The following is a 22,890-nucleotide window of genomic DNA, read 5'->3' on the forward strand; positions in this document are numbered from 1 at the left end:
AGCAAATTCCAATGCCAGTTCGCCCTTATACTAAAATATCAACATTTACTTAAAACATAAAGAAAATAATAAATAAGTATGTTCAGTTTATTATTTTATGTATCTAAAGATTTGGAGGTAATAATAAATGGCATTATTAGAAGTTAAAAATTTAAAGAAGATATATACTACAAGATTTGGTGGAAATAAGGTAGAGGCATTATCTGATATTTCATTTTCAGTGGAAGAGGGAGAATATGTTGCTATTATGGGAGAATCAGGTTCAGGAAAAACTACATTACTTAATATATTAGCATCATTAGATAAACCAACTAATGGTGAAGTATTATTAGAAGGAAATAATATTGTGAATATAAAAGAAAAAGAAATTTCTGCTTTTCGTAGAAATCATTTAGGATTTGTATTTCAAGATTTTAATTTATTAGATACATTTTCATTAAAAGATAATATATTTTTACCTTTAGTATTATCAGGAAAAGAATATAAAGAGATGAATGAAAGATTAAAACCAATTGCTAGTAAATTAGGAATTAGAGATTTATTAGAAAAGTATCCATATGAAGTATCCGGAGGACAAAAGCAAAGAGCAGCAGTGGCAAGAGCACTTATAACAAATCCTAAATTAGTATTAGCAGATGAACCAACAGGAGCATTGGACTCAAAATCATCTACTGAACTATTAAATTTATTTTCAGATATAAATAAAGCAGGTCAAACAATAGTAATGGTTACTCATAGCACTAAAGCAGCTAGTCATGCAAGTCGTGTGTTATTTATAAAGGATGGAAAGCTTTTTCATCAAATTTATCGTGGCGCTATGAATAATGATGAGATGTATCAAAAGATTTCAGACAGTCTTACTGTTTTAACAACAGGAGGTGCTGAAATTGAATAATTCATTTTATTTTAAATTAGCTCTGACTAATTTGAAGAAGAATGGTAAGACTTATTTTCCTTATATTATAGCGGCAATTTGTGCAGTAATTACATTTTATACTATGAAGTCTATGGTATTAAACAAAGGATTAGACACAATGAGAGGTGCTTATGCATTAAAATCCTTATTAGGATTTACATCATATGTAATAGCTATATTTTCCATAATATTTCTATTCTATACTAATAGTTTTTTAATAAAACGTAGAAAAAAAGAAATTGGGCTTTATAATATTCTTGGAATGGAAAAAAAACATATTGCAAAAGTACTCTTTTTTGAAACACTAATAGTAGCAGTTATAAGTTTAGTGTTAGGATTAATAGGTGGAATTCTAATAAGCAAGTTATTGTTTTTAATATTGCTTAATTTAATGAAATTTAAAGTTACATTATCTTTTTCAATATCAATTCCAGCAATAATTTCTACGGTTAAGATTTTTAATATAACTTTTATAGTTATATTAATTAAGAATTTTATACAAGTTAAAATATCTAATCCTATAGAATTATTAAAAGGTGGGGAAAAGGGAGAAAGAGTGCCTAAAACATCAAAATTCTTGGCTATTTCAGGAATTATTGAATTGATGATAGGTTATGGTATAGCAATTACAGTAAAATCTCCAGTAGAAGCACTTCAATTATTTTTTATAGCTGTACTTTTAGTAATGGCTGGAACATACAGTACTTTTAGAGCTGGAAGTATAGCTTTATTAAAATTATTAAAAAAGAATAAGAAGTTTTTTTATAAGACAAATAACTTTATTTCAGTATCAGGAATGATATATAGAATGAAGCAAAATGCGATAGGACTTGCTAATATATGTATACTTAGTACAGCAGTATTATTAACAGTATCTACTACAGTATGTTTATATGTTGGACAGGAAGATAGTCTTAGAGATAAATATCCTCAAGATATAAGTATATCTATAGACAATGGAGCAAATGAAAATGCAGAGAGCATTAACTATGTGATAAATGAAGAAGTAAAATATAATAATATAAATTTAGATAATAAGATTACATTTAATTATATTGAAATGATGACAATAAAAAATGGAGATGCTTTTGAAGTTGCACAAAAAGATATGTCTAATATAAGTAGATTATATGGTTTAACTTTATTAACATTAAAAGATTACAATCAAATTGAAGGAAAAGATAGTTCTTTAGAAAATAATGAGGTATTAATATTTTCGCAGGAAGGAACTTTTAATGAAGAATCTATAAACATTGGGCAAAAGGAATATAAAATAAAAGATGAACTTAATAGTCTGAGATTCGTAAATAAACAAGATACTGCTATAATAAAAGGTTATTATATTGTTGTAAAGGATAGTGATGTTTTAAAAAATATATATAAGGATATGACTAATGAAGATTTAGAAAGTATAAAATATAACATCTCATTTGATGTCAGTGGTGATAAAAATTATATTATGAATTTTTGTAGTGATATAAGTAGTAAGGTTAATGAAATGTATAAGGGAGACTTTACTAGCATTTATACTGATAGACAAGAGCTTTTTACAATTAATGGTGGATTCTTATTTATAGGTGTGTTTTTAGGTTTATTATTTACAATGGCTACAGTTTTAATAATCTATTATAAGCAAATTTCAGAAGGCTATGATGATAGTGAAAGATTTAAGATAATGCAAAAGGTTGGTATGAGTAAAGAAGAAGTTAAAAGGACTATTAGTAAACAAATATTAATGGTATTTTTCTTACCATTAGTTACAGCTGTAATTCATATTGTTTTTGCCTTCAAAGTAATGAAAAAAATGTTAGCTTTATTTGCAATAAGCAATACAAGTATATTTTTACAATGTACTTTAGGAACAATGATTACTTTTGCTATAGTTTATATATTAGTTTATATGATAACAGCAAAAACTTATTATAAAATTGTTGAACAAGAAGATTAGTTAAATACAATTTGATGATAAATAGTAAATTAAATAAAATTTAAAGGGGGTATATCATGCAAAATACAATTATTAAAAGAAATCAAAGATTAACAGTTAAAGATTTAGTTATAACAGGCATTTTTAGTGCGTTATTTGCAGTAGTTACTGTGATAGGTGGATCATTTTGAGGTCTTTAGACAAAGATTTTTTTAAACAAATTATAGGAGAACGCATATGTAAAAAAGATTCTATAATTTATAAAATTGCATCACAGGCAGGAGAAGGAACTATGCAAAGTTTTAAAGTAATGCCTGGAATAGAGCTTATATATAATGATTTAAAGCTAAAAAATCCTATTAAAAATATGATGAATGTTGAAACCAATTGTGTTGAAATAACTTACTGTTTAAAAGGACAAGTTGAGATAAAATTTGGGAATGAAAAGTATGCTTATATGGCAGATGGTGATATATCTTTATTTGGATATCAAACAAAGGCAATTTCATGTGACTTTAGTTTAAAACATTTTGTTGGAATTAGAGTTATGATTTATATAGATGAATTTTTACAAAATCTAAATATTATGCTTGGAACAAATGAATTTAAAGGAGATACTTTCTTCAAAAATGTTTTTTGTTCTGATAGATGTATCATAACTCATGGTAACCAAAGTATACATCATATTTTTAAAGAACTTTATGTATTGCCAGATGAATATAAAAATTATCTTATGAAGATTAAAGTAGTTGAATTAATTCTATATTTAATATCAGGAACAGATTATAAGAAAAATGAGACAATTTATTTTTCTAAAACTTCTGTGGAGAAGATTAAAGAAGCTAGAAAAATTATTTTAAGCAAAGTGGATCAGTTTATTACAATAAAAAGTCTTTCTAGAATGGTTGGAATGAATACTACTGATTTAGAAAAAGGATTTAAGAGCATTTATGGTTATACCATTTTTTCATATAGTAAAATGTATAAAATGAAGAAAGCAAAGGAGCTTATTTCAAATGAGAAGATTCCTATATTAGAAATTTCATTATTATGTGGATATTCTAATGGGAGTAAATTTGCAAAAGCGTTTAGAGAAACTTTTGGAGTTCTACCAACACAATATAGAAAAGAGATGAGTGCATCAAAATAAGTTTGATGCACTCTATTATTTTTGAAAAAATTTTCAATCGGGCTATTACCTAAAAGAAAGAGCAGAAATATTAAATGAATATCATTATCATTTAATTACAGAAAGAAAGGAAGGTAATTATAATGAAACGAAAAAAAGAAAAGCCGCTAGCACTCTTATTTAAATGGGCGGAAGGCGATAAATATTATTTATATTCATCTATATTTTGTGCATTTATAAGTGGAATATGTATTATAATTCCATATTTGTGTATTTACAATATAATTGATGTTGTTTTTAAAGAAGATATTTCAAGTGTAATTATATTTAAAAATGCAGTTATTATTGGAGCTTCAGTGATAATAAGGTGTATATCATTCGGGACATCAGGAATATTGTCACATAAAGGTGCTTATAAAACATTATTTAAAGTTAGATGCATGGTTAATGAGCATATGGCTAAAATTCCATTAGGTCATTTAAATGAAAGAAGTACTGGTGAAATTAAGAAAGTGTTAAATGAGGACATTGAAAAACTAGAATTATTTTTAGCACATCACTTACCAGAACTTGTAATGTATGCAAGTGGACCATTAGCAGTTTTCATTTATCTTTGCACAGTAAACTTAAAATTAGCATTAATTTCATTGACTCCAATTCCAATTGCATTACTTTGTCAATGTTTTATGTTTTGTGGAGTGGGAACTTTACTTGATGAAATGAACAGTTCACTTGCATCTCTAAATTCAACAATGATTGAGTATATAAGCGGAATGAGACTAATTAAAGCTTATAATATGGGAAGTAAATCATTTGAAAAATACGCTAAGGCAATTAAAGATCAACGTTCTGTTTGGAAAAGGATGTCACGCAAAATGGGAATACCATTTTCAATGTATGTAATTATAATCGAATGTGGATTGATTTTAATTGCACCAATTGGAGGAATTATGTTACTTAATGAAAACATAACAGCAAGTACATTTATATTATTTGCATTTGTTGGATCATTATATTTAACTGAACTTCGTCCATTGCTTGAATTAGGATCAAATTTTTCACAAGTTTTAAATGGAGTAATAAAGATAAAAGAAATTTTAGATATACCAATGTTTAAAGGTGGTACAAAAGAGTTTCCTAAAAATCATGATATTATACTTAAAAATGTAGATTTCTCTTATGATGGAAAAACTAATGTACTTAAAAATGTAAATTTAAATATAAAAGATGGAGAGAAGATTGCAATGATTGGAAAATCTGGAAATGGCAAAAGTACTATTGTACAGCTTATTGCAAGATTTTATGATATTAATCAAGGTGAAATATTAATTGGTGAAAAGAATATAAAAGATATTGATTATGAAACACTTTTACAAAATGTAGCTATTGTTTTCCAAAAGACATTTTTAAGTAGCGGAAGTGTCTTTGAAAATATAGCTATGGGAAAGAAGTCAACACTAGAAGAAGTGAGATCTGCAGCTAAAAAAGCACAGATAGATGATTTTATTATTAATCTTCCAAATGGATATAATACACTTGTTGGAGGTTATGGATCAAGGTTTTCAGGAGGACAAAAACAAAGAATAGCCATTGCAAGAGCGATTCTTAAAAATGCTCCTATTTTAATTCTTGATGAAGCAACCTCAGCAGCAGATCCAGAAAATCAAGTTGAAATTGATAAGGCTATGTACAATCTTTGTGAAGGAAAAACTGTAATAATAGTAGCACATCAATTGGGATTAGTGCAAAATTGCAATCGTGTTGCAGTAGTAGAAAACAACACAATTGAAATTATAGGAACACATGAAGAGGTTTTAAATAATAATAAATATTACAAAAAATCATGGCATGATTATAATGAAGCACGTAATATTTCATACGTTATGGAGGGCGGTGTTTCAAATGAATAGTAGTAATAATGTTATGAAAAAAAATAAGAAATTGTATATTTCAATGATATTAAATGTTGTAGAAGGATTAATGTCAGGAACTAACTTTGCAGTGTTATATTTTTTAATAAAATCACTTGTGGGTAAAACCTTAAGTAGAGAATTAGTTATGAATTATAGTACTTTACTAATAGGCATATTTGTTCTTAGATTAATTATTTATACTATAGCATATACGGGTGGACATATAGCAGGGGCAGAGATGTCACAAAAAATCAGGCTATTTTTAGGTGATAAGATTAAAAAAATTCCACTTTCTAAATTTACCAAGGTTAAGACAGGAGAATATATTAATGTAGTAACAAGTGATGTAAGCAATTATGAAAATATTTTGACACATAAATTAGGAGATATAATAAAAAACATTTCACTTCTTAGTATGCTTACTATATTTATGGGTAGTGTGTATTTTAAGGGCGGGTTAATTATATTTGTGGCGACTTTAATAATGTTTCCTGCATTATACTTGTCTGCAAGAGTTGTTAAGAAGTATGGTACTGAAAAAAATAATACTATAAGTGAAAATGTAAGTAATGTTGTTGAATATATAACAGGAATACAAACATTTCGTGCATATGGACTTGGTGGAACGAAAAATCAAACAGTTACAAAGTCCATGAAAAAGTATTCTGATATAAGTTATAAATATGAAGCAAAAGTAATACCAATTGGATCTGTACAAGCTGTCATTACTGGTCTTTGTATGCCAGCTATAATACTTGTAGGACAATCATCAATATTAAATGGCACATTAAATGTAATTGATTTTATTATGGAAATTATGATACCAACTTTTGCCTGTAAACTTATAACAGCAATTTTTGTAGATTTTACTTCTTATAAAAATATGATGATTTCAAGAAGAGCTATTGAAAGAGTAGTAGATGAAGAAGAAGAAGAAATATCTAGTATAAATTTTGAACCAAAAACTCATGAAATAAATTTTGACAATGTATGTTTTTCTTATGAAGAAAATGAAAAAATACTTAAAAATGTTAGTTTTAAAGCTGAAAATGAAAAGTTAACAGCTATTATTGGAGAGTCCGGTTCAGGAAAATCAACAATATTAAATTTGATTGCAAAATATTATGAACCACAGTCTGGACAAATTAAAATAGGAGGAACTGTAATAAATAATATTAATTCTTCAAAAGTATTAAGTTATATATCAATAGTAGATCAGGATGTATTTTTATTTAATGATAGTATTAAAAATAATATTCGCCATGCAAGACAGAATGCTACAGATGCTGAAATAATAGAAGCTTGCAAGGTAGCAAACTGTGATAGTTTTATTAGAAAGATGGAACATGGATATGATACATTTGTTGGAGAAAATGGTAATGCACTTTCAGGTGGTGAACGTCAACGTTTATCCATTGCAAGAGCTATTCTTAAAAATAGTCCAATATTACTTTTAGATGAAGCAACAGCTTCTTTGGATATTGAAAATGAAATAGCTGTTAAATCTGCAGTTCTCAATCTTCTTAAAAATAAAAAGACTGTTATTATGATTGCTCATACTCTTTCAATTATTCAAAATGCAGATAAAATAATCGTTGTGTCTGATGGAAAAATTATTGAGCAGGGTAAGCATGATGAATTGATTAATAATAGTGGCAAATACTATAATATGTGGAATGCTGAAAAAGAACTTTATAAATAAAAAATAGTATTAAAAAGAGTTGTATCAAGTTTAATTATAATAATTATGATACAACTTTTTTATTTAGAATTATTGTAGCATAGACGTTTTAAAGTTATTCATATAAATTTATTATTATCTCTTTAAAATTATCTGTATATCTTTTGTTCTTATATGCTAATAATTTACACATAATTTTACAGTTAAACAAGGAGAAATCTAAAAATACTTTAACTTAGGTTTGAGAATTATTGTAAAAATTATAAATGTAGTCATAGGATTTATAATATACAAAAAACAAGTTATTAAGGAATAATATTATAAATTATACTGATAATTTAAATATTGAATAATATAAGTATTAATGGTAAAATATACTATGTATATTTATGTATTTTACGATAATTATTAGCTTGGGAGGGATTAGATGTCTATAGTAGAAGTTATTAAATATAATGGTGGACCAGACGTATTTGCATGGAAATATCCAAGTGAAGAATTAGGTACGTGGACACAATTAATTGTTAATGAATCACAACAAGCCATTATTCTTAAAGGTGGAAAGGTTTTAGATATTTTTGAAAGTGGTAGACATACATTAGATACAGGTAATATACCACTTCTTAATAAATTAGTAAATTTACCTTTTGGTGGACGTTCGCCATTTACAGCAGAAGTTTGGTATGTTAATAAAGTGTATTCATTAGACATAAAATGGGGAACATCGTCACCTATTCAGATACAAGATCCTAAATATGGTGTATTTGTACCAGTACGTTCTAATGGAATGTTTGGAATTCAAATAGAGGATTCAAAGAAATTTTTAATTAAGCTTGTAGGTGCTTTACAAATATTTGATAAAAGTACTCTTGTCAAATTTTTTAGGGGATTATATGTTACAAAAGTAAAAGATGCAGTTTCTTCTTACTTGATACATAAACAAGTAAGTGTTTTAGAAATTAATGCGTATATTGATGAAATTTCTAATTATATGAAAGACAAGATTGAACCAACATTAGAAGAATATGGAATAAAATTAGCTAATTTTTATGTAAATGATATAAGCGTTCCTGAAGATGATCAAGCTGTAATTAAACTAAAAGATGCATTAGCCAAAAGAGCTGAAATGAATATTATTGGTTATAATTATGAGCAAGAACGTTCATTTGATACTTTAGAAGGTGCAGCTAAAAACAAAAGTTCATCTGCCAGTGACATAATGGGAGCAGGCTTAGGACTTGGAATGGGTGCTGGCTTAGGTGGAGCTTTTGGTGGAGCCTTTGGAAACATGTCTAGAGAGATTAATACAAAAAATGTTGGAAATAAAAAAGAATGTCCTAAATGTCATTCTCAGCTAGAGGGAAACCAACGATTTTGTGGGGCATGTGGCTTTGATATAGAAAATAAGGAAGTTGAAAAAAAGAAGCAAATAATATGTATTAAATGTGGATGTGAATTATCTACAAAAACAAAATTTTGTCCAGAATGTGGAAAAAAATATAATCCGTGCAAGGAATGTGGAGCAGATATACCAACTGATAGTGACAGTTGTCCAATTTGTGGACATGAACTTCCACGTAAATGTAGTAAATGTGGAGCTATGATATCTAAAAAAGTTAAGTTCTGCCCAGAATGTGGAGAATCTTTGGTTAATAGGTGTCCAAAGTGCAATTCAGTAATTGAAGGAACCCCTAAATTCTGTCCAGAATGTGGGGATAATCTTATCTAAGGAGGAGCTTATGAATAATAGAGTAAAGTTATTTTCCATTATTGGAATTCTTATTGAAATTTTAACCGTCTTTTTGTTTTTTATGCTTACAAAAGATAGGACATCTATAGTATGGTTATGTTTAATTTTTATGATATTATCTGAATTAATTTTATTTGGAGGATATATATTAATTGAATATATTGCACAAAAATCATCTCAAATTATTATTAGGGCGGGTGTAGGTACCACATTGTTTGGATATTGGATAATATCTTTTGTAACTTCGCTAGTGTTTATTAATTTAGAGAAGGACTTTATTAAGTATTTTATAAGCTTACAGTTAATTTTTATTATTTTAGAAACTATTTTAATTATATCTCTTATAACTGGTGCTAATAAAGTAAAACAAGATAGTGATAAAGTATTACAAGCAACTGGTTACATTAATACTTTTATTGACAGAATTAATTTACTTAAGAACAATATTAATAATAATAAGTATAAAAAGTTACTTGAGAAAATTTATGACGATCTAAGGTATAGTGATACTTCAACTATTGTACCCAGTGATTCTGAGTTAGAAACTAAAATTACCAATTTAGAAATTGCTTTATTAAATAGTGATGATGTTAAAAGTGATAAAGTAACAGAATTAATAGAGGAAATATTCATTTTAATAAATAAAAGGAAAGCAGAAGTTAAAAATGCAAAACTAGGGGGAATTTAAAATGAATCAAGGAAATAAAAAAAAATCTGTTATTGTTTTTAATAAAATAATTGAGAAAATACAGTTAATAATGGGAATAATTATTATACTGATATTCTCAATGGCTATTTTTGGAAGTGCAGGAACGGAAGGAACTAGAGGAGTTATTTTAATGTCACTTTGTTTTATAGCTTTAGGAATTACCTTTATAGCTATGAGTAAAAAACGCCATAAGCTAATTGAAGATTTCAAAAGTTATGCACAAATATTGTCTAATGATCCAACTGGCTCTATAGAAAATTTAGTATCTAGTTTAGGAGTATCTCAAGATGCAGTGTTAAAAAACTTAAAATTAATGATTAATGAAAAATATTTTGTTAACGCTTATATTGATGTTGAAAATAATAGTATAGTTTTCCCATCAAAACTAGGAGAAAAAATTAATAAATCTGGACAAGTAAAAGAAGAGAATTCTCAATCTAATGTTGAGTACGTTGCAATAGCATGTAAAAACTGTGGGGCTAGTAATAAAGTACAAAAAGGAACAGTTTGTGAGTGTGAATTTTGTGGTTCACAGATAGGATAAGGAGTGAGGAAAAATATGTTATCAAATTCTAATGAGAAGAAATCAACTCCATGGTGGCTTGTAATTTTACTATTAATTATATTTTGGCCAGTTGGAATATATTTTCTTTATAAAAAATTAACGGAAGATAAAACATTAGCATTAAGAAATAGTAAAATTTTAAGAGGTATTGGTTGGGTTTTCATTTGTTTTGCATTTATTTATCTCTCTATGATATTAGGAGGAAATGCTAAACGTGAAGATGGTTCCATTGCTACTGGAATATATTTTGCAATGATTTTTTTTGCTGGAGGTTCTATTTTTATGATACACACTGCTAAAAAAATGAAGTTAAATGCAGAGAAGTGTAAAAAGTATATTTCAATTGTAGCAAATGAAAATGAAACATCTATTAATAATATAGCAACATCATTTTCTACAAATTCTGAGCAGGTATTTAATGATTTAAATGAAATGATTAATAAGGGTTTTTTTGGAGGAGCACATATAGATTTAAATACAGGAAAAATAGTTTTGCCACAAACAGCAATGCAACAAACTAATAGGGAAATTCATAATAATTCAGAAGATATGAAACCTAAAATTAGAGCTGTTAAATGTAAAAATTGTGGAGCTAACAATAAAGTAGTTTCAGATAAAGTTTGTGAATGTGAATTTTGTGGTTCTATATTAGAGTAGTAAAATAATAATAAAGCTATGACTTTTTAGTCATAGCTTTATTATTATTTAGTGTAAATTTTATGCGGGAAAATTTATTAATCAAATTAAAATGTGAATAGATATGTTTGAGAATTATTATCTCTGGTATATACTATATAATGAGAATATGAGATATAAAAGAAAGAAGAATAAATTATGAAATTTAAAAATAAAAAAAATATTAATATTAATGATTGTAATTATAATAGCTATTTTGGGGTTAATTAGATATAGAATGTCTGTAAATAGTAAAGCAGTTCAAGGAATGAAACAATTGGCTTATTATTTGGATTAAATAATATATACTTTATTTAGAGACACTTTAAATTAATTATTAAGGGGGAGGAATTTATGGATAATAGAGAAAAGGTTTTTTATGTATTAAAGAAGTATTATGGATATAGCACTTTAAGAAGAGGACAATATGAAATAATAAACAGTATTCTTAATTGTAGAGATACCTTTTGCCTTATGCCTACAGGTGCAGGAAAATCAATTTGTTATCAAATACCAGCCTTAATTTTTAATGGTATAACTCTTGTAATTTCACCGTTAATATCTCTAATGAAAGATCAAGTTGATAATCTTGTTGAAAGTGGTATAAAAGCAGCATACATAAACAGCACTCAAAGTATTGAGGAGATTAAAAACATATTATTAGAAGCTTCCATAAATGAATATAAAATAATATATATTGCACCTGAAAGATTGGAATCAAATATATTTAGAAATATGATAAAAGATTTAGATATTTCTCAAATAGCTATTGATGAAGCTCATTGTGTATCTCAATGGGGTCATGACTTTAGAAAAAGCTATTTGCAAATTTTAGAGTTTTATAAACTTTTAAAGAATAAACCAATAATTTCTGCTTTTACAGCAACAGCAACAAAAGAGGTAAAAGATGATGTAATAAATCTTTTAGGGTTATTTAAACCATATATATACATAGGTGATATTAATAGAGAAAATTTAAAATTAACTGTTTTAAAAGAAATTGATAAATTAGAAGAATTAAAAGATATTATAAGAAGTCATGAAGAACAATCAGGAATAGTATATTGTGCTTCACAAAAAGAAGTAGATAATCTTTATTACTATTTAAATGATTTAGGCTATAGTGTCGGAAAATATCACGGTGGGCTTAAAGATGAAGAAAAAGAAAGTTTTCAAGAAGGTTTTTTATTTGAAAAATTTAATGTAATGATTGCAACTAATGCATTTGGAATGGGCATTGATAAGTCAAATATAAGATTTATAGTACATTTTACTATCCCTCAAAATATAGAATGTTATTATCAGGAAATAGGAAGAGGGGGAAGAGATGGAGAAAAATGCGATTGTTATCTTTTCTATTATGAAAGTGATATAAGAAGAGTCGAATATATAATAAATAAGAGTTCATCTTTTAAAACACGAGAAGTTCATCTTAGAAAATTACAATATATGATTGATTATTGTAATTTAAAAGAATGTTATAGAAAATATATATTAAATTATTTTGGAAATTATGGAAAATTAAATTACTGCAATAATTGCAGTAATTGCTTAAATGATGATGAGCTAAAAGATTTTACAAAGGAAAGTCAAATGGTTTTATCAACTGTTTTTAGAACAAGAGAAAAATATGGAATATCAGTACTTATAGATATATTAAAAGGGTTTAAAGGCCCTAAGATAATACAAAATAATTTGGATAAAGTAACAACTTATGGAATAATGAGAGAATATGGTAGTTCATTAATTAAAGATTTGATTAATAGCTTATTAAAGCAAGGATATGTAGATTTAAAAGAAGGAACATATTCAATGTTAAAACTTAATCAACGTTCATATAAAGTCTTAAAAAACAAAGAAAAAGTTATATTTAAAATTTTAGATAAAGAAGAAAGCATTTTAAATATAGAATTATTTGAAGCATTGAAAAAATGGAGAAAAGAAAAAGCGTTTAAAGAAAATAAAAAACCATACATAATTTTTTCAGATACAACTTTAATTGATATATGTAATAGTAAACCTGATAATGCAGAAAAATTATTAGATATTAGAGGTATTGGTGAAAAGAAAATAAATGATTATGGGGAAGAAATATTAAAAATAATCGCTTTGTTTTAAACAAATATCACGATGTATTTAAAGGAAAGTGAAGTTTAACTAAACTAAATTAGTATAGACTTCACTTGTTTTTATTTAGAATATTATGTTGGTTACACTAATGATTTATGAGAGAGTTTAGCAGTTAGCAGAAAATAACATTACCGTTAATAAAATAATACTTGTGTATAAGAAAATCTTATTATAATTATTTCAAAGAATGCCTTAAAAAATCAATAAATACTTCATCAGCTATACATTTTTTATAATTTTTATTTTTTATAAGATAAAGTTTTCTACTAATTTTTATGTTTTCTTTAAATGGAATAGATTTAATTAGTCCATAATTAAGTTCATTTTTGACTGAGTAGTAAGATAAAGCTGATACTCCAATGTTTGAAATAACTCCTTGTTTAATAGCTTCAATATTACCTATTGTGTAAATCTTTTCAGAATTGAATTTAAAATTACCTATACTTTCAAGATATTTAGTTATTGAACTTTTAGGATTTGATATTAGGAAAGTACTGTTTTTTAAATCATTTATACTTATAGATTTTTTTTGGGTAAAAGGATGGTTATTACCTACTAATAACACCAATGGGTCTTCACCAATAACTTCACAAATTAAATCATCATCAAAAAATTCAGGTTGGCTTATTAAACCAATTGAGCATACATTATCTTTTATATTTTGTATTGCATCTTTAGCGTATTTGACATCGTTTAATATAGAGATGTATGGATGTTTTAAATTAAATTTATATATTATATCAGGAAGTATATAAGTTCCTGGTGTGCTAGAACATGAAATGTTTATTTTCTGTTCTTTTAAATCATTTAATAGTGAAATCTTGAGTTTAGCCTCATTTGTTGATTCTAATATTTTTCTAGCATATGGTAAAAATTCTTTTCCAGCTTCAGTTAATTTTACATCTTTATTATCTCGTGAAAATAGCTTTGTATTAAAATATGATTCTAAGCTTTTTATTCTAAGGGACACAGCAGCTTGAGTACAGAATAACTCTTCGGAAGTTTTGGTAAAGTTTTTATTTTCAGAGAGAATAAGAAATGTTTTTATATTTTGAATATTCATTTCAATACCCCTTAATATATGTTTATTTTAGTAAAATTATACTACACATTAATAATCTAATAAACAAGTAACTATAAAAAATGCTTATAGTAAAAGTAAAAAGAAAATTTTTAATAAGTATTTGTAATTGGATATGTAACTTGATTTACTGTTAGAATAATTCTCGAGGAAACTAATACAAAAATGAGAGGAGAATGTATTTTGAGCAATTCAGAAAAAGAAGTAAAGATAAAAAAACAAAAAAGTCCTTTTGAGATAAGAATGCAATTTTTTGGTTTACCAATAGCACTTATATTATTTGCAATAATTTTTACAATGCCAACACCAAACGGACTTTCTTATTCAGGAAAGATGGCAATGGGGGTATTCTTATTTGCATTAACATTATGGATAACAAATAGTATACCTAATTATGTAACAGCACTACTTACTATAGTTCTTTTACCATTAACTGGTGCTTGGAACGAGACTCAAGTTATGGGGGTTTTAGGGTATGAAGTTATTTGGTTAACTTTTGCAGCCTTCATAATAGCATCTGGTATGGAAAAGAGTGGACTTGCTAAAAGATTAGCATTATTTCTTATTACTAAATTTGGAAAGAGTACTAATAATATATTAGCATTACTTATGGCAACAAATTTTCTAATAGCTTTTGTTGTTCCATCAACAACTGCTCGTGCTGCGATGATGTTCCCTATAGTAATGCTAGTAATAGAAGCTTTTCATGTTAATTTAGATGATCCTAAAAATAACTTTGGTAGATTATTAGCATTACAAGGAATTCAATCAAATAACTTATCAACTGCCGCTATTTTAACAGCTACATCATCACAAATACTTGCAGTCAGCTTTATAAGAGATCTTTCAGGTCATGAAATTTCATGGGGTGAATGGTTTATGGCATCAGCTCCAATAACTATACTTACATTAATAGCTTCATTTTTTATAGGTAAGTCATTATTTAAAGTTCATAATAAAAAAGTAACTGTAGAAGACATGAAAAAACTGAACGATCAATATAAAAGCCTTGGAAAAATGTCAATAACAGAAAAGAAGGCACTTATTATTTTTGCTTTCACAGTTATTATGTGGGCACTAGATAAAGGACAACTTAAAATATTAGGATTTAGATTAAGTTTAGTTATGGTTGCAATATTATCAGCAGCATTATTCTTTATGCCTTATATAGGAATATTAAAATGGAAAGAGGCCAAGATATCATGGAACTTATTAATATTTGCATGTGGAGCATATGCAGGTGGAGTTGCATTAAATGATACTGGCGTTGCATCATGGGTGCTTAATAGTATATTTACTTCTTTGGGAATTGAAAATTTAAGTTTTTATGCTTTATTTGCAACAATAATGTTTATTTCAAGTTTTAGTCATTTAGTATTTACATCAAAAACAGTAAGAACAATAATACTTATACCAACAATAATAGCAATAGCAAAAACATCAGGTTATAATCCAATAGCATTGGCATTACCAGCAGCATTAACTATTGCGGATACGATTACATTACCGCCAAGTAGTAAGGTTAATCTTATATACTACAACACAGGATACTTTACTGTATTACAAGAATTAATCTATGGATTACTTGTATTATTAGTAAAATGGGCAATTTTAATGGGTGCTTCATTTACTTGGTTTAAAGTATTAGGAATAGTTTAGGAGGGAAATTTATATGAAAAAACTACTAACTATAGTATTAGTATTAACTTTAGTGACTTCATCATCAGTGCCAGTTTTTGCAGCAGATAAAGATGCAAAGCTTGTATCTATAGAAGATGTAATTACTAAAGACGGAGAAAATGCAAATATAAAAGAAAGTATAAAAGCTATAACTGATTCAAATGGAAATATATATTTTCCATCTTATAAAGATAGCAAAATAAATAAAATTACAATAGAAAATGGAACACAAAATGGAAATGTTGAGCTTATAAAAAATGGAGATATAGAATATAACTCATTAAACTTCAAAGAAAAAAATACAGAAGTTACATTTGATCTTGAAATTATACAAGAAAAAACTTATGTAGAAAAGGGAGCTAAAATAGGAAGTACATTTCCTAAAAATATAAATATGATTGAATTTAAAGATAAAAATAATTCTCCTTTAAATATTGAAAATTACACAATTAATTTAGCAGCTCCTATTGGATATGAACTTTTAAATATAGTTAACTTTGATCCAGAAAAAGAATATGAAGTTTTTGAAAAAGACGGAAAAATTTTTGGTAAATATGCATTTGGAAAAATTAAAAGTGGATCTGATATGAAACTTGCAATTAATATATATAACAAAAATAAAACTTTTAATTATATAGTTTGGGGAATGGCTATAATAATTTCAATATTGTTTATGGTTAAGAATAAGGATTTATTAACAAAGGCTAAAGAAGAAAAATTAAAGAACAAAAGTTTAAAAATGAAGAATATATAATATAATAAGTAGGTGAATAAAGTGAGGAAAAGACAAGGCATATTAATAATAGCAGATGGTTTGGGTGACAGACCTAATAAAGAATTAAATGGATTAACTCCACTTGAAAAAGCTAATACTCCTAACTTAGATAGATTAGTGAGTGAAGGAATGTGTGGAAATGTACATCCAATAGCACCAGGTATAAGAGTAGGTACTGATGTAGGTCATCTTGAGATATTTGGATATGATAGCAGTAAAGTCTATCCAGGTAGGGGACCACTTGAAGCTGTAAGTGCTGGTATAGAAATTAATGATGGAGATATTGCTTTTAGAGGTAACTTTGGAACTATAGATGAGAATGATATTGTTATTGATAGAAGAGCTGGACGTATTAGAAAAGATACAGATTTATTAGCAAAGTCATTAAATGGAATGTTATTAGAAGATGGGACAAAGGTTTTAGTTAAGGAACTAACTGATCATAGAGTAGCTGTTGTATTAAGAGGAGAGGGTTTGGGAAAAGAAATAATTTGTACAGATCCAGGAACAGCTTGTGAAGGTGAGAAGTTAGTAATTCCAACAGCAATAGATAAAAATGATATTAAAAGTGAAAAAACAGCAAAAAATCTTCTTGAGTTTACAATTAAAGCGAATAAAATATTAAAAAATCATACAGTTAATTTAAAAAGAATTGAACAGGGAGAAAAACCTGCAAATACAATTTTGACCAGAGGTGTTGGACAAAAGAAATTCATGTCTAAGATAACAGAAAAGTTTGGAATTAAGGCAGTATGTATAGCTGGAGATAAAACAGTTTATGGTATTGCAAATTTAGCAGGAATGGAAAAATATACTGAAGATGATTTTACTGCGAATTTTGATACGAGAATAGATAAAAAAGCTGAAAAGGCAATAGAATATATAAATAAAGGTTATGATTGGGTTGTGGTTCATGTCAAGGCAACAGATCTTGCAGGTCATGATAATTTACCTATGAAAAAGGTTGAGGTTATAGAGAAGATAGACAAGATGGTTGGATATGTATTAGACAATATAGATAAAACGAAATGTTATGTGAGTTTTACAGCAGATCATTCAACTCCATGTGAAGCAAGAGATCATACTGGAGACGGGGTTCCAACTATAATATGGGGAGAAGATGTTAGAAAAGATGAGGTTAAGTTAACTGGAGAAAAATACTTTAATAATGGTTGTTTAAATAATATTACTGCATCTGATATTTTCATGTTACAAATGGATTTTATGGGATTTACTAAGAAAAGAGGAGCATAAAAATTAAATAATATAAGTTTAAGAGAACTGTATCTGGATATTTTTTGAAAAAATTCAGTATACAGTTCTTTGTTTTTATTAAGTATATTAATGAATTTACAAAAATTTGTCATACTGTTACCTTTTTGTTGAATATATTTTAATAAAAAGGAGGCGGGGATATGGACTTTAAAGAATTTATACAAATAGATAGAGAAAAGAATGGTAAAAATAAATTTTCAGGAACTTTTTTAGATTATTTAGAATTGGTAAAGGGTGATCCTGATATTGCTAAACTATCACATAAAAGAGTTTATGATATGATTTTAAAACAAGGAGTAGAGGAACTAAAAGGGGATGAAAATCCTAGAATAAGAAAAATATATGGCAATGATGTAATAAGAAGATATGGATTTTTTAAGGATGAATTTTATGGTATTGATAAAGTAATCATGAAAATATGTAACTATTTTAAATCAGCAGCTATGAAAGGTGAAGAAGTAAGGCAAGTATTATATCTTGTAGGTCCAGTTGGAGCTGGTAAATCTTCATTGGTTGAAAGTATAAAAAATGCACTTGAAGATTGTGATCCTATATATGCATTAGAGGGATGCCCTATGCATGAAGAACCATTGCATCTTATACCTAAGCATTTAAGGCCTAAATTTGAAGAGATGTTAGGAGTTCAAATTGAAGGAGACTTATGTCCTATATGTAAATATAGATTAAGTCATGAGTTTAAAGGAAAATATGAAGAATTCCCAATTGAAACAACAGACTTTTCAGTAAGATCTAGAAAAGGAATAGGTGTTGTACCACCAGTAGATCCTAATAATCAAGATACTTCTATTTTAAATGGATCTATTGATATATCTAAAATGGATTTATATTCTGAGGATGATCCAAGAATATTCTCTTTAAACGGAGCATTTAACGTTGGAAATAGAGGTATGGTAGAATTTATAGAAGTTTTCAAAAATGATGTTGAATATCTTCACACTATTATTACTGCAACACAAGAAAAATCAATACCTTCACCAGGAAAAGGCTCAATGCTTTATTTTGATGGAGTAATATTAGCACATTCAAATGAAGCAGAATGGAGTAAATTTAAATCAGATCATACCAATGAAGCTATTTTAGATAGAATAGTAAAAATAGAAGTTCCTTATTGCTTAGAATTAGATGAGGAAGTAAAAATATATAAGAAAATTTTAAATAGAAGTAATTTCAAAGCTCATGTAGCACCTCATACTATTGAGATAGCAGCTATGTTTGCAATTTTATCAAGATTATCTCAATCAGCTAAAGTTGATCCAATAACTAAGTTAAAGATTTATAATGGTGAAGAGATTGTAGAAAAGGGAAGTACTAAGAGAATCGACATATTGGAGTTAAGAGAAGAAGCTGGACAGTATGAAGGTATGAAAGGAATTAGCACTAGATTTATTATAAAGGTTATAGATAATGCTCTTGCTGATTCAGAATACGATTGTATAAATCCTTTAAGCATAATGGAAAGTTTAATAAGATCAGTTAAGGAAATGGATATATCAGCTGATGAAAAGAAGATGTATCTAGGATTTATTCAAGATACTATAAGAAAAGAATATAATAAAGTTTTAGAAAAAGAAATTACAAAAGCATTTATAGTTTCATTTAGAGAACAAGCAGAAAGCTTATTTAATAATTATATAGATAATGCTGAGGCTTTTGTAAATAAGAGTAAAATTAAGGATGTATCTACTGGAGAAGAGCTTAATCCGGATGAAGAGTTTATGAGAAGTATCGAAGAGCAAATAGGAGTTTATGATGCATCATCTAAAGGATTCAGAAGTGATGTCACTTCATATATGTTCTATGTTGTTAGAAATGGTGGAAAGATTGATTATACTTCATATGAACCACTTAAAGATGCAATAGAAAAGAAACTTATAGCTTCAGTTAAAGATTTGTCTAGAATTATAACAAAATCAAAAGTTAGAAATGAAGAGCAAGCAGAGAAATATAATTCTATGGTAGATGAAATGAAACGAAATGGCTATTGTCTTCATTGTTGTGATGTAATATTAAAATATGCGGCTAACAACCTATGGAAGGACTAAGTTAGCATATGGCAATTTTTAGAGATAGAACTGATAAACAAGTAGATCACGATAGAGCAATAGAAGATAAAAGAAGACATAGGCAATTAGTTGAAAAATCAATTAAAGAAAATTTAGGCGATATCTTATCTGAAGAGAGTATAGTCGGTCAAAGTAAAAATAAAAAATTTAAAATACCAATAAAAAGTATTAAAGAATATCAATTTGTATATGGTAAAAATTCTAAAGGGGTAGCTACTGGAACAGGTGAGGAAAAACGTGGCGATAAAATAGAGTCAGGTTCTAAAAAAGCAATGGGAAAAGGTAATAAGGGTGCAGGCAATGAAGAGGGTGATGAGGTTTATGAAACTGAAATTACCCTTGATGAACTTATGGAATATATATCGGATGAATTGAATTTACCTAATTTAGATGAGAAGAAGTATTCAGAAATAATAACTGATAGCTGCGGGAAGAAAAAAGGATATCAAAGACATGGAATAAGGCCAAGACTTGCTAAAAAAAGAACAGTTATGGCTAAGATATCTAGAAAGCAAAGTAAAAAAAGGGCCCTAATAGAAGAAGGCAGAGATTATGAAACTGAAAGATTTCCGTTTAGAGAAGAAGATCTTAGATATTATAAAGTTAAAATGCAACCTAAAAAAGCAAGTAATGCAGTTATGATATTTATTATGGATGCTTCAGGATCTATGGATTCAACAAAGAAATATTTAGCAAGATCATATTTCTTTGTATTATCTAGATTTTTAAAAAGAAAATATAACAATATAGCATTTGAATTTATATACCATACTACTGTTGCTAAAAGAGTAAGTGAATATGAATTTTTCCACAAATCTGAATCGGGAGGTACGTATATATCTAGTGGAATAGTAGAGGCTATAAAATTAATAGATGAAAAATATCCTCCAAGTGAATGGAATATATATCCTGTTTATGCCAGTGATGGTGATAATTGGTCTGAAGATAATATAAAAGCAATAGAATCAGTAAAGGAAATTTGTAAGATTAGTAATATGTTTGGATATGCAGAGCTTTTACCATCAACTTATACTCAAACTATGTACTATAAATTCAATAAAGACATTAATGAAAAGAATTTTATTTCTGTAGTTATTAAAGAGAAAAAGGATTTATGGGAAGCTTTAAAGACTATGCTTAAACAGGAATTAAAGGAGGATTAGTAAAATGAGCTACACTTTAAGGGAGATTGAAGAATGGAATGATAAAATAGAGAAAAAAGTAATAGAATATGGCTTAGATTTTTATAGTCAAGAATTCGAGTTTATAGACTTTAATGAGATGCTAGGTTATGAATCGTATGTAGGGATGCCATCCAAATATCCTCATTGGAGCTATGGCAAAGCCTATGAAAAAAATAAAATGTTGTATTCATTAAATCTTACAGGACTTCCTTATGAAATGGTAATTAATTCTGATCCTTGTTTAGCATATTTAATGAAAGAAAATACATTATTACTTCAAATATTAACTATGGCTCACGTATATGGACATAATGATTTTTTTAAGAATAATAGGTTATTTAAAGAAGGAACTAATGCAAAATATGCCATTGAAATGTTTAAACTAGATGCTGATATTATAAGAAGATATATTAATAATCCAAGTATTGGATATAAAAAAGTTGAGAGAATATTAGATGCAGCTCATGCTATAAGGTATCAGATTGGAAGAGTTATTGGGGTTAAAAAGTTATCAGATGAAGAAATAAAAGAAAATATGATTAAAGATTATGAAAGTAAATTAGATAATAGAGGAATATTAAATCAAGGTGAGGAGATTAAATTTCCGGATTTAGACAAAATTCCTATAGAGCCAGAAGATGATGTAGTGGATTTTATAATAAAGTACGGAGATTTACAAGAATGGGAAAGAACAATTTTGAGAATTGTAAAAAGAGAAACAGAATACTTTCTTCCACAAATTGAAACTAAGATAATGAATGAGGGCTGGGCAAGTTATACTCATTATAATATATTAAAAGAGTTAAACTTACCCGAAGGATTACATTTTGAATTCTTAAAGAGGCATAATGACGTTATAGCTCCTATAGTAGGTGGATTAAATCCTTATTATGTGGGATTTAAGATATTTAAAGATTTAGATAAAAAGTATGGAAAAGAAAAAATATTTGAAGTAAGAGAAATTGAAAGAGATAGCTCATTCTTGAGAAGATATTTGACTAGAGAATTGTGTGAAGAACTTAATTTATTTGAGTATAATAAAAGAACATTTGATATTGTTATTGAAGAAGTTTCTGATGAAGATGGATGGAAAGCAATTAGAGACAATTTAAGTTATACTTGTGGTATAGGTGGAATTCCCTATATTAGAGTTATTGATTTTAATACTAAGGATTATACACTAACTTTAGAGCATGTATTTGATGGAAGGGAATTAGAATTGAGCTATGCAAAGGAAACGTTAAAATACATTCAAGAGTTATGGGGTAAAAAAGTAAAGTTAATAACTAAAGACTCTGACAAAAAGGATGTTATTATAACTTGTAATATGGATAAAGAAATTACAATTAGTTGAATTATTCCCCAAAAAGGATATGAGATTTTTTCTTATATCCTTTTACTTTTATATTTAATTAA

17 protein-coding genes are annotated in these 22,890 nt (G+C 27.3%); 16 read left to right on the forward strand and 1 reads right to left on the reverse strand.

The window, feature by feature from the left end; translation table 11 throughout:
• Nucleotides 1-127: 127 nt before the first annotated feature.
• The 10 genes from NG901_RS01515 (at nucleotide 128) to recQ (ending at nucleotide 13,383) form a co-directional block, all read left to right on the forward strand.
• Nucleotides 128-895 (forward strand): ABC transporter ATP-binding protein, encoded by a 768-nt coding sequence (locus NG901_RS01515; RefSeq protein WP_252211889.1) that lies wholly within the window; start codon nucleotides 128-130, stop codon nucleotides 893-895.
• On the forward strand, nucleotides 888-2,864 hold the full coding sequence (locus NG901_RS01520) for an FtsX-like permease family protein (RefSeq protein ID WP_252211890.1): 1,977 nt from the start codon (nucleotides 888-890) through the stop codon (nucleotides 2,862-2,864). The genes NG901_RS01515 and NG901_RS01520 overlap by 8 nt, the downstream gene beginning before the upstream one ends.
• Before the next feature lie 166 nt (nucleotides 2,865-3,030).
• Nucleotides 3,031-3,993 (forward strand): helix-turn-helix domain-containing protein, encoded by a 963-nt coding sequence (locus NG901_RS01525; RefSeq protein ID WP_252211892.1) that lies wholly within the window; start codon nucleotides 3,031-3,033, stop codon nucleotides 3,991-3,993.
• A gap of 122 nt (nucleotides 3,994-4,115) precedes the next feature.
• Nucleotides 4,116-5,882 carry an ABC transporter ATP-binding protein gene (locus tag NG901_RS01530; protein WP_252211894.1) on the forward strand — a complete coding sequence of 589 codons (1,767 nt, stop codon included), beginning with the start codon at nucleotides 4,116-4,118 and terminating at the stop codon, nucleotides 5,880-5,882.
• The gene (locus NG901_RS01535) at nucleotides 5,875-7,587 is read left to right on the forward strand and encodes an ABC transporter ATP-binding protein (RefSeq protein WP_252211896.1); all 1,713 of its coding nucleotides are present in this window, start codon (nucleotides 5,875-5,877) and stop codon (nucleotides 7,585-7,587) included. The genes NG901_RS01530 and NG901_RS01535 overlap by 8 nt, the downstream gene beginning before the upstream one ends.
• A 406-nt stretch (nucleotides 7,588-7,993) precedes the next feature.
• Complete coding sequence (locus tag NG901_RS01540) at nucleotides 7,994-9,295, forward strand: SPFH domain-containing protein (RefSeq protein WP_252211897.1); 1,302 nt, start codon at nucleotides 7,994-7,996, stop codon at nucleotides 9,293-9,295.
• A gap of 10 nt (nucleotides 9,296-9,305) precedes the next feature.
• Nucleotides 9,306-10,004 (forward strand): hypothetical protein, encoded by a 699-nt coding sequence (locus NG901_RS01545; RefSeq protein ID WP_252211898.1) that lies wholly within the window; start codon nucleotides 9,306-9,308, stop codon nucleotides 10,002-10,004.
• A 1-nt stretch (nucleotide 10,005) separates the two neighbouring features.
• Nucleotides 10,006-10,569 carry a hypothetical protein gene (locus NG901_RS01550; protein WP_252211899.1) on the forward strand — a complete coding sequence of 188 codons (564 nt, stop codon included), beginning with the start codon at nucleotides 10,006-10,008 and terminating at the stop codon, nucleotides 10,567-10,569.
• Nucleotides 10,570-10,584: 15 nt separating this feature from the next.
• Nucleotides 10,585-11,247: a hypothetical protein gene (locus NG901_RS01555; protein WP_252211901.1), complete on the forward strand. Its 663-nt coding sequence runs from the start codon at nucleotides 10,585-10,587 to the stop codon at nucleotides 11,245-11,247.
• Between the two features lie 372 nt (nucleotides 11,248-11,619).
• Nucleotides 11,620-13,383, forward strand: a complete 1,764-nt coding sequence (recQ, locus tag NG901_RS01560; RefSeq protein ID WP_252211903.1) for a DNA helicase RecQ — start codon at nucleotides 11,620-11,622, stop codon at nucleotides 13,381-13,383.
• A gap of 187 nt (nucleotides 13,384-13,570) precedes the next feature.
• Here the strand turns inward: recQ and NG901_RS01565 are convergent, their stop codons facing one another.
• The gene (locus tag NG901_RS01565) at nucleotides 13,571-14,458 is read right to left on the reverse strand and encodes a LysR family transcriptional regulator (RefSeq protein WP_252211904.1); all 888 of its coding nucleotides are present in this window, start codon (nucleotides 14,456-14,458) and stop codon (nucleotides 13,571-13,573) included.
• Between the two features lie 201 nt (nucleotides 14,459-14,659).
• On the opposite strand from NG901_RS01565, the gene NG901_RS01570 reads away from it, so the two are divergent.
• The 6 genes from NG901_RS01570 to NG901_RS01595 all read left to right on the forward strand — a co-directional run bounded on the left by NG901_RS01570 (nucleotide 14,660) and on the right by NG901_RS01595 (nucleotide 22,828).
• Nucleotides 14,660-16,135, forward strand: a complete 1,476-nt coding sequence (locus tag NG901_RS01570; protein ID WP_224656120.1) for an SLC13 family permease — start codon at nucleotides 14,660-14,662, stop codon at nucleotides 16,133-16,135.
• A gap of 13 nt (nucleotides 16,136-16,148) precedes the next feature.
• The gene (locus NG901_RS01575) at nucleotides 16,149-16,910 is read left to right on the forward strand and encodes a hypothetical protein (RefSeq protein WP_252211905.1); all 762 of its coding nucleotides are present in this window, start codon (nucleotides 16,149-16,151) and stop codon (nucleotides 16,908-16,910) included.
• A gap of 21 nt (nucleotides 16,911-16,931) precedes the next feature.
• The gene (gene apgM / locus NG901_RS01580; RefSeq protein WP_252211907.1) at nucleotides 16,932-18,185 is read left to right on the forward strand and encodes a 2,3-bisphosphoglycerate-independent phosphoglycerate mutase; all 1,254 of its coding nucleotides are present in this window, start codon (nucleotides 16,932-16,934) and stop codon (nucleotides 18,183-18,185) included.
• 161 nt (nucleotides 18,186-18,346) lie between these two features.
• Nucleotides 18,347-20,269, forward strand: coding sequence for a PrkA family serine protein kinase (locus NG901_RS01585; RefSeq protein WP_252211908.1), 1,923 nt, complete (start codon nucleotides 18,347-18,349; stop codon nucleotides 20,267-20,269).
• An 8-nt stretch (nucleotides 20,270-20,277) separates the two neighbouring features.
• Nucleotides 20,278-21,453: a YeaH/YhbH family protein gene (locus NG901_RS01590; protein ID WP_252211910.1), complete on the forward strand. Its 1,176-nt coding sequence runs from the start codon at nucleotides 20,278-20,280 to the stop codon at nucleotides 21,451-21,453.
• 4 nt (nucleotides 21,454-21,457) lie between these two features.
• On the forward strand, nucleotides 21,458-22,828 hold the full coding sequence (locus NG901_RS01595) for a SpoVR family protein (RefSeq protein ID WP_252211912.1): 1,371 nt from the start codon (nucleotides 21,458-21,460) through the stop codon (nucleotides 22,826-22,828).
• Nucleotides 22,829-22,890: the final 62 nt, after the last annotated feature.

It is taken from the genome of Clostridium sp. CMCC3677, assembly GCF_023845585.1.
In the GTDB taxonomy this organism is placed as follows: domain Bacteria; phylum Bacillota; class Clostridia; order Clostridiales; family Clostridiaceae; genus Clostridium; species Clostridium aquiflavi.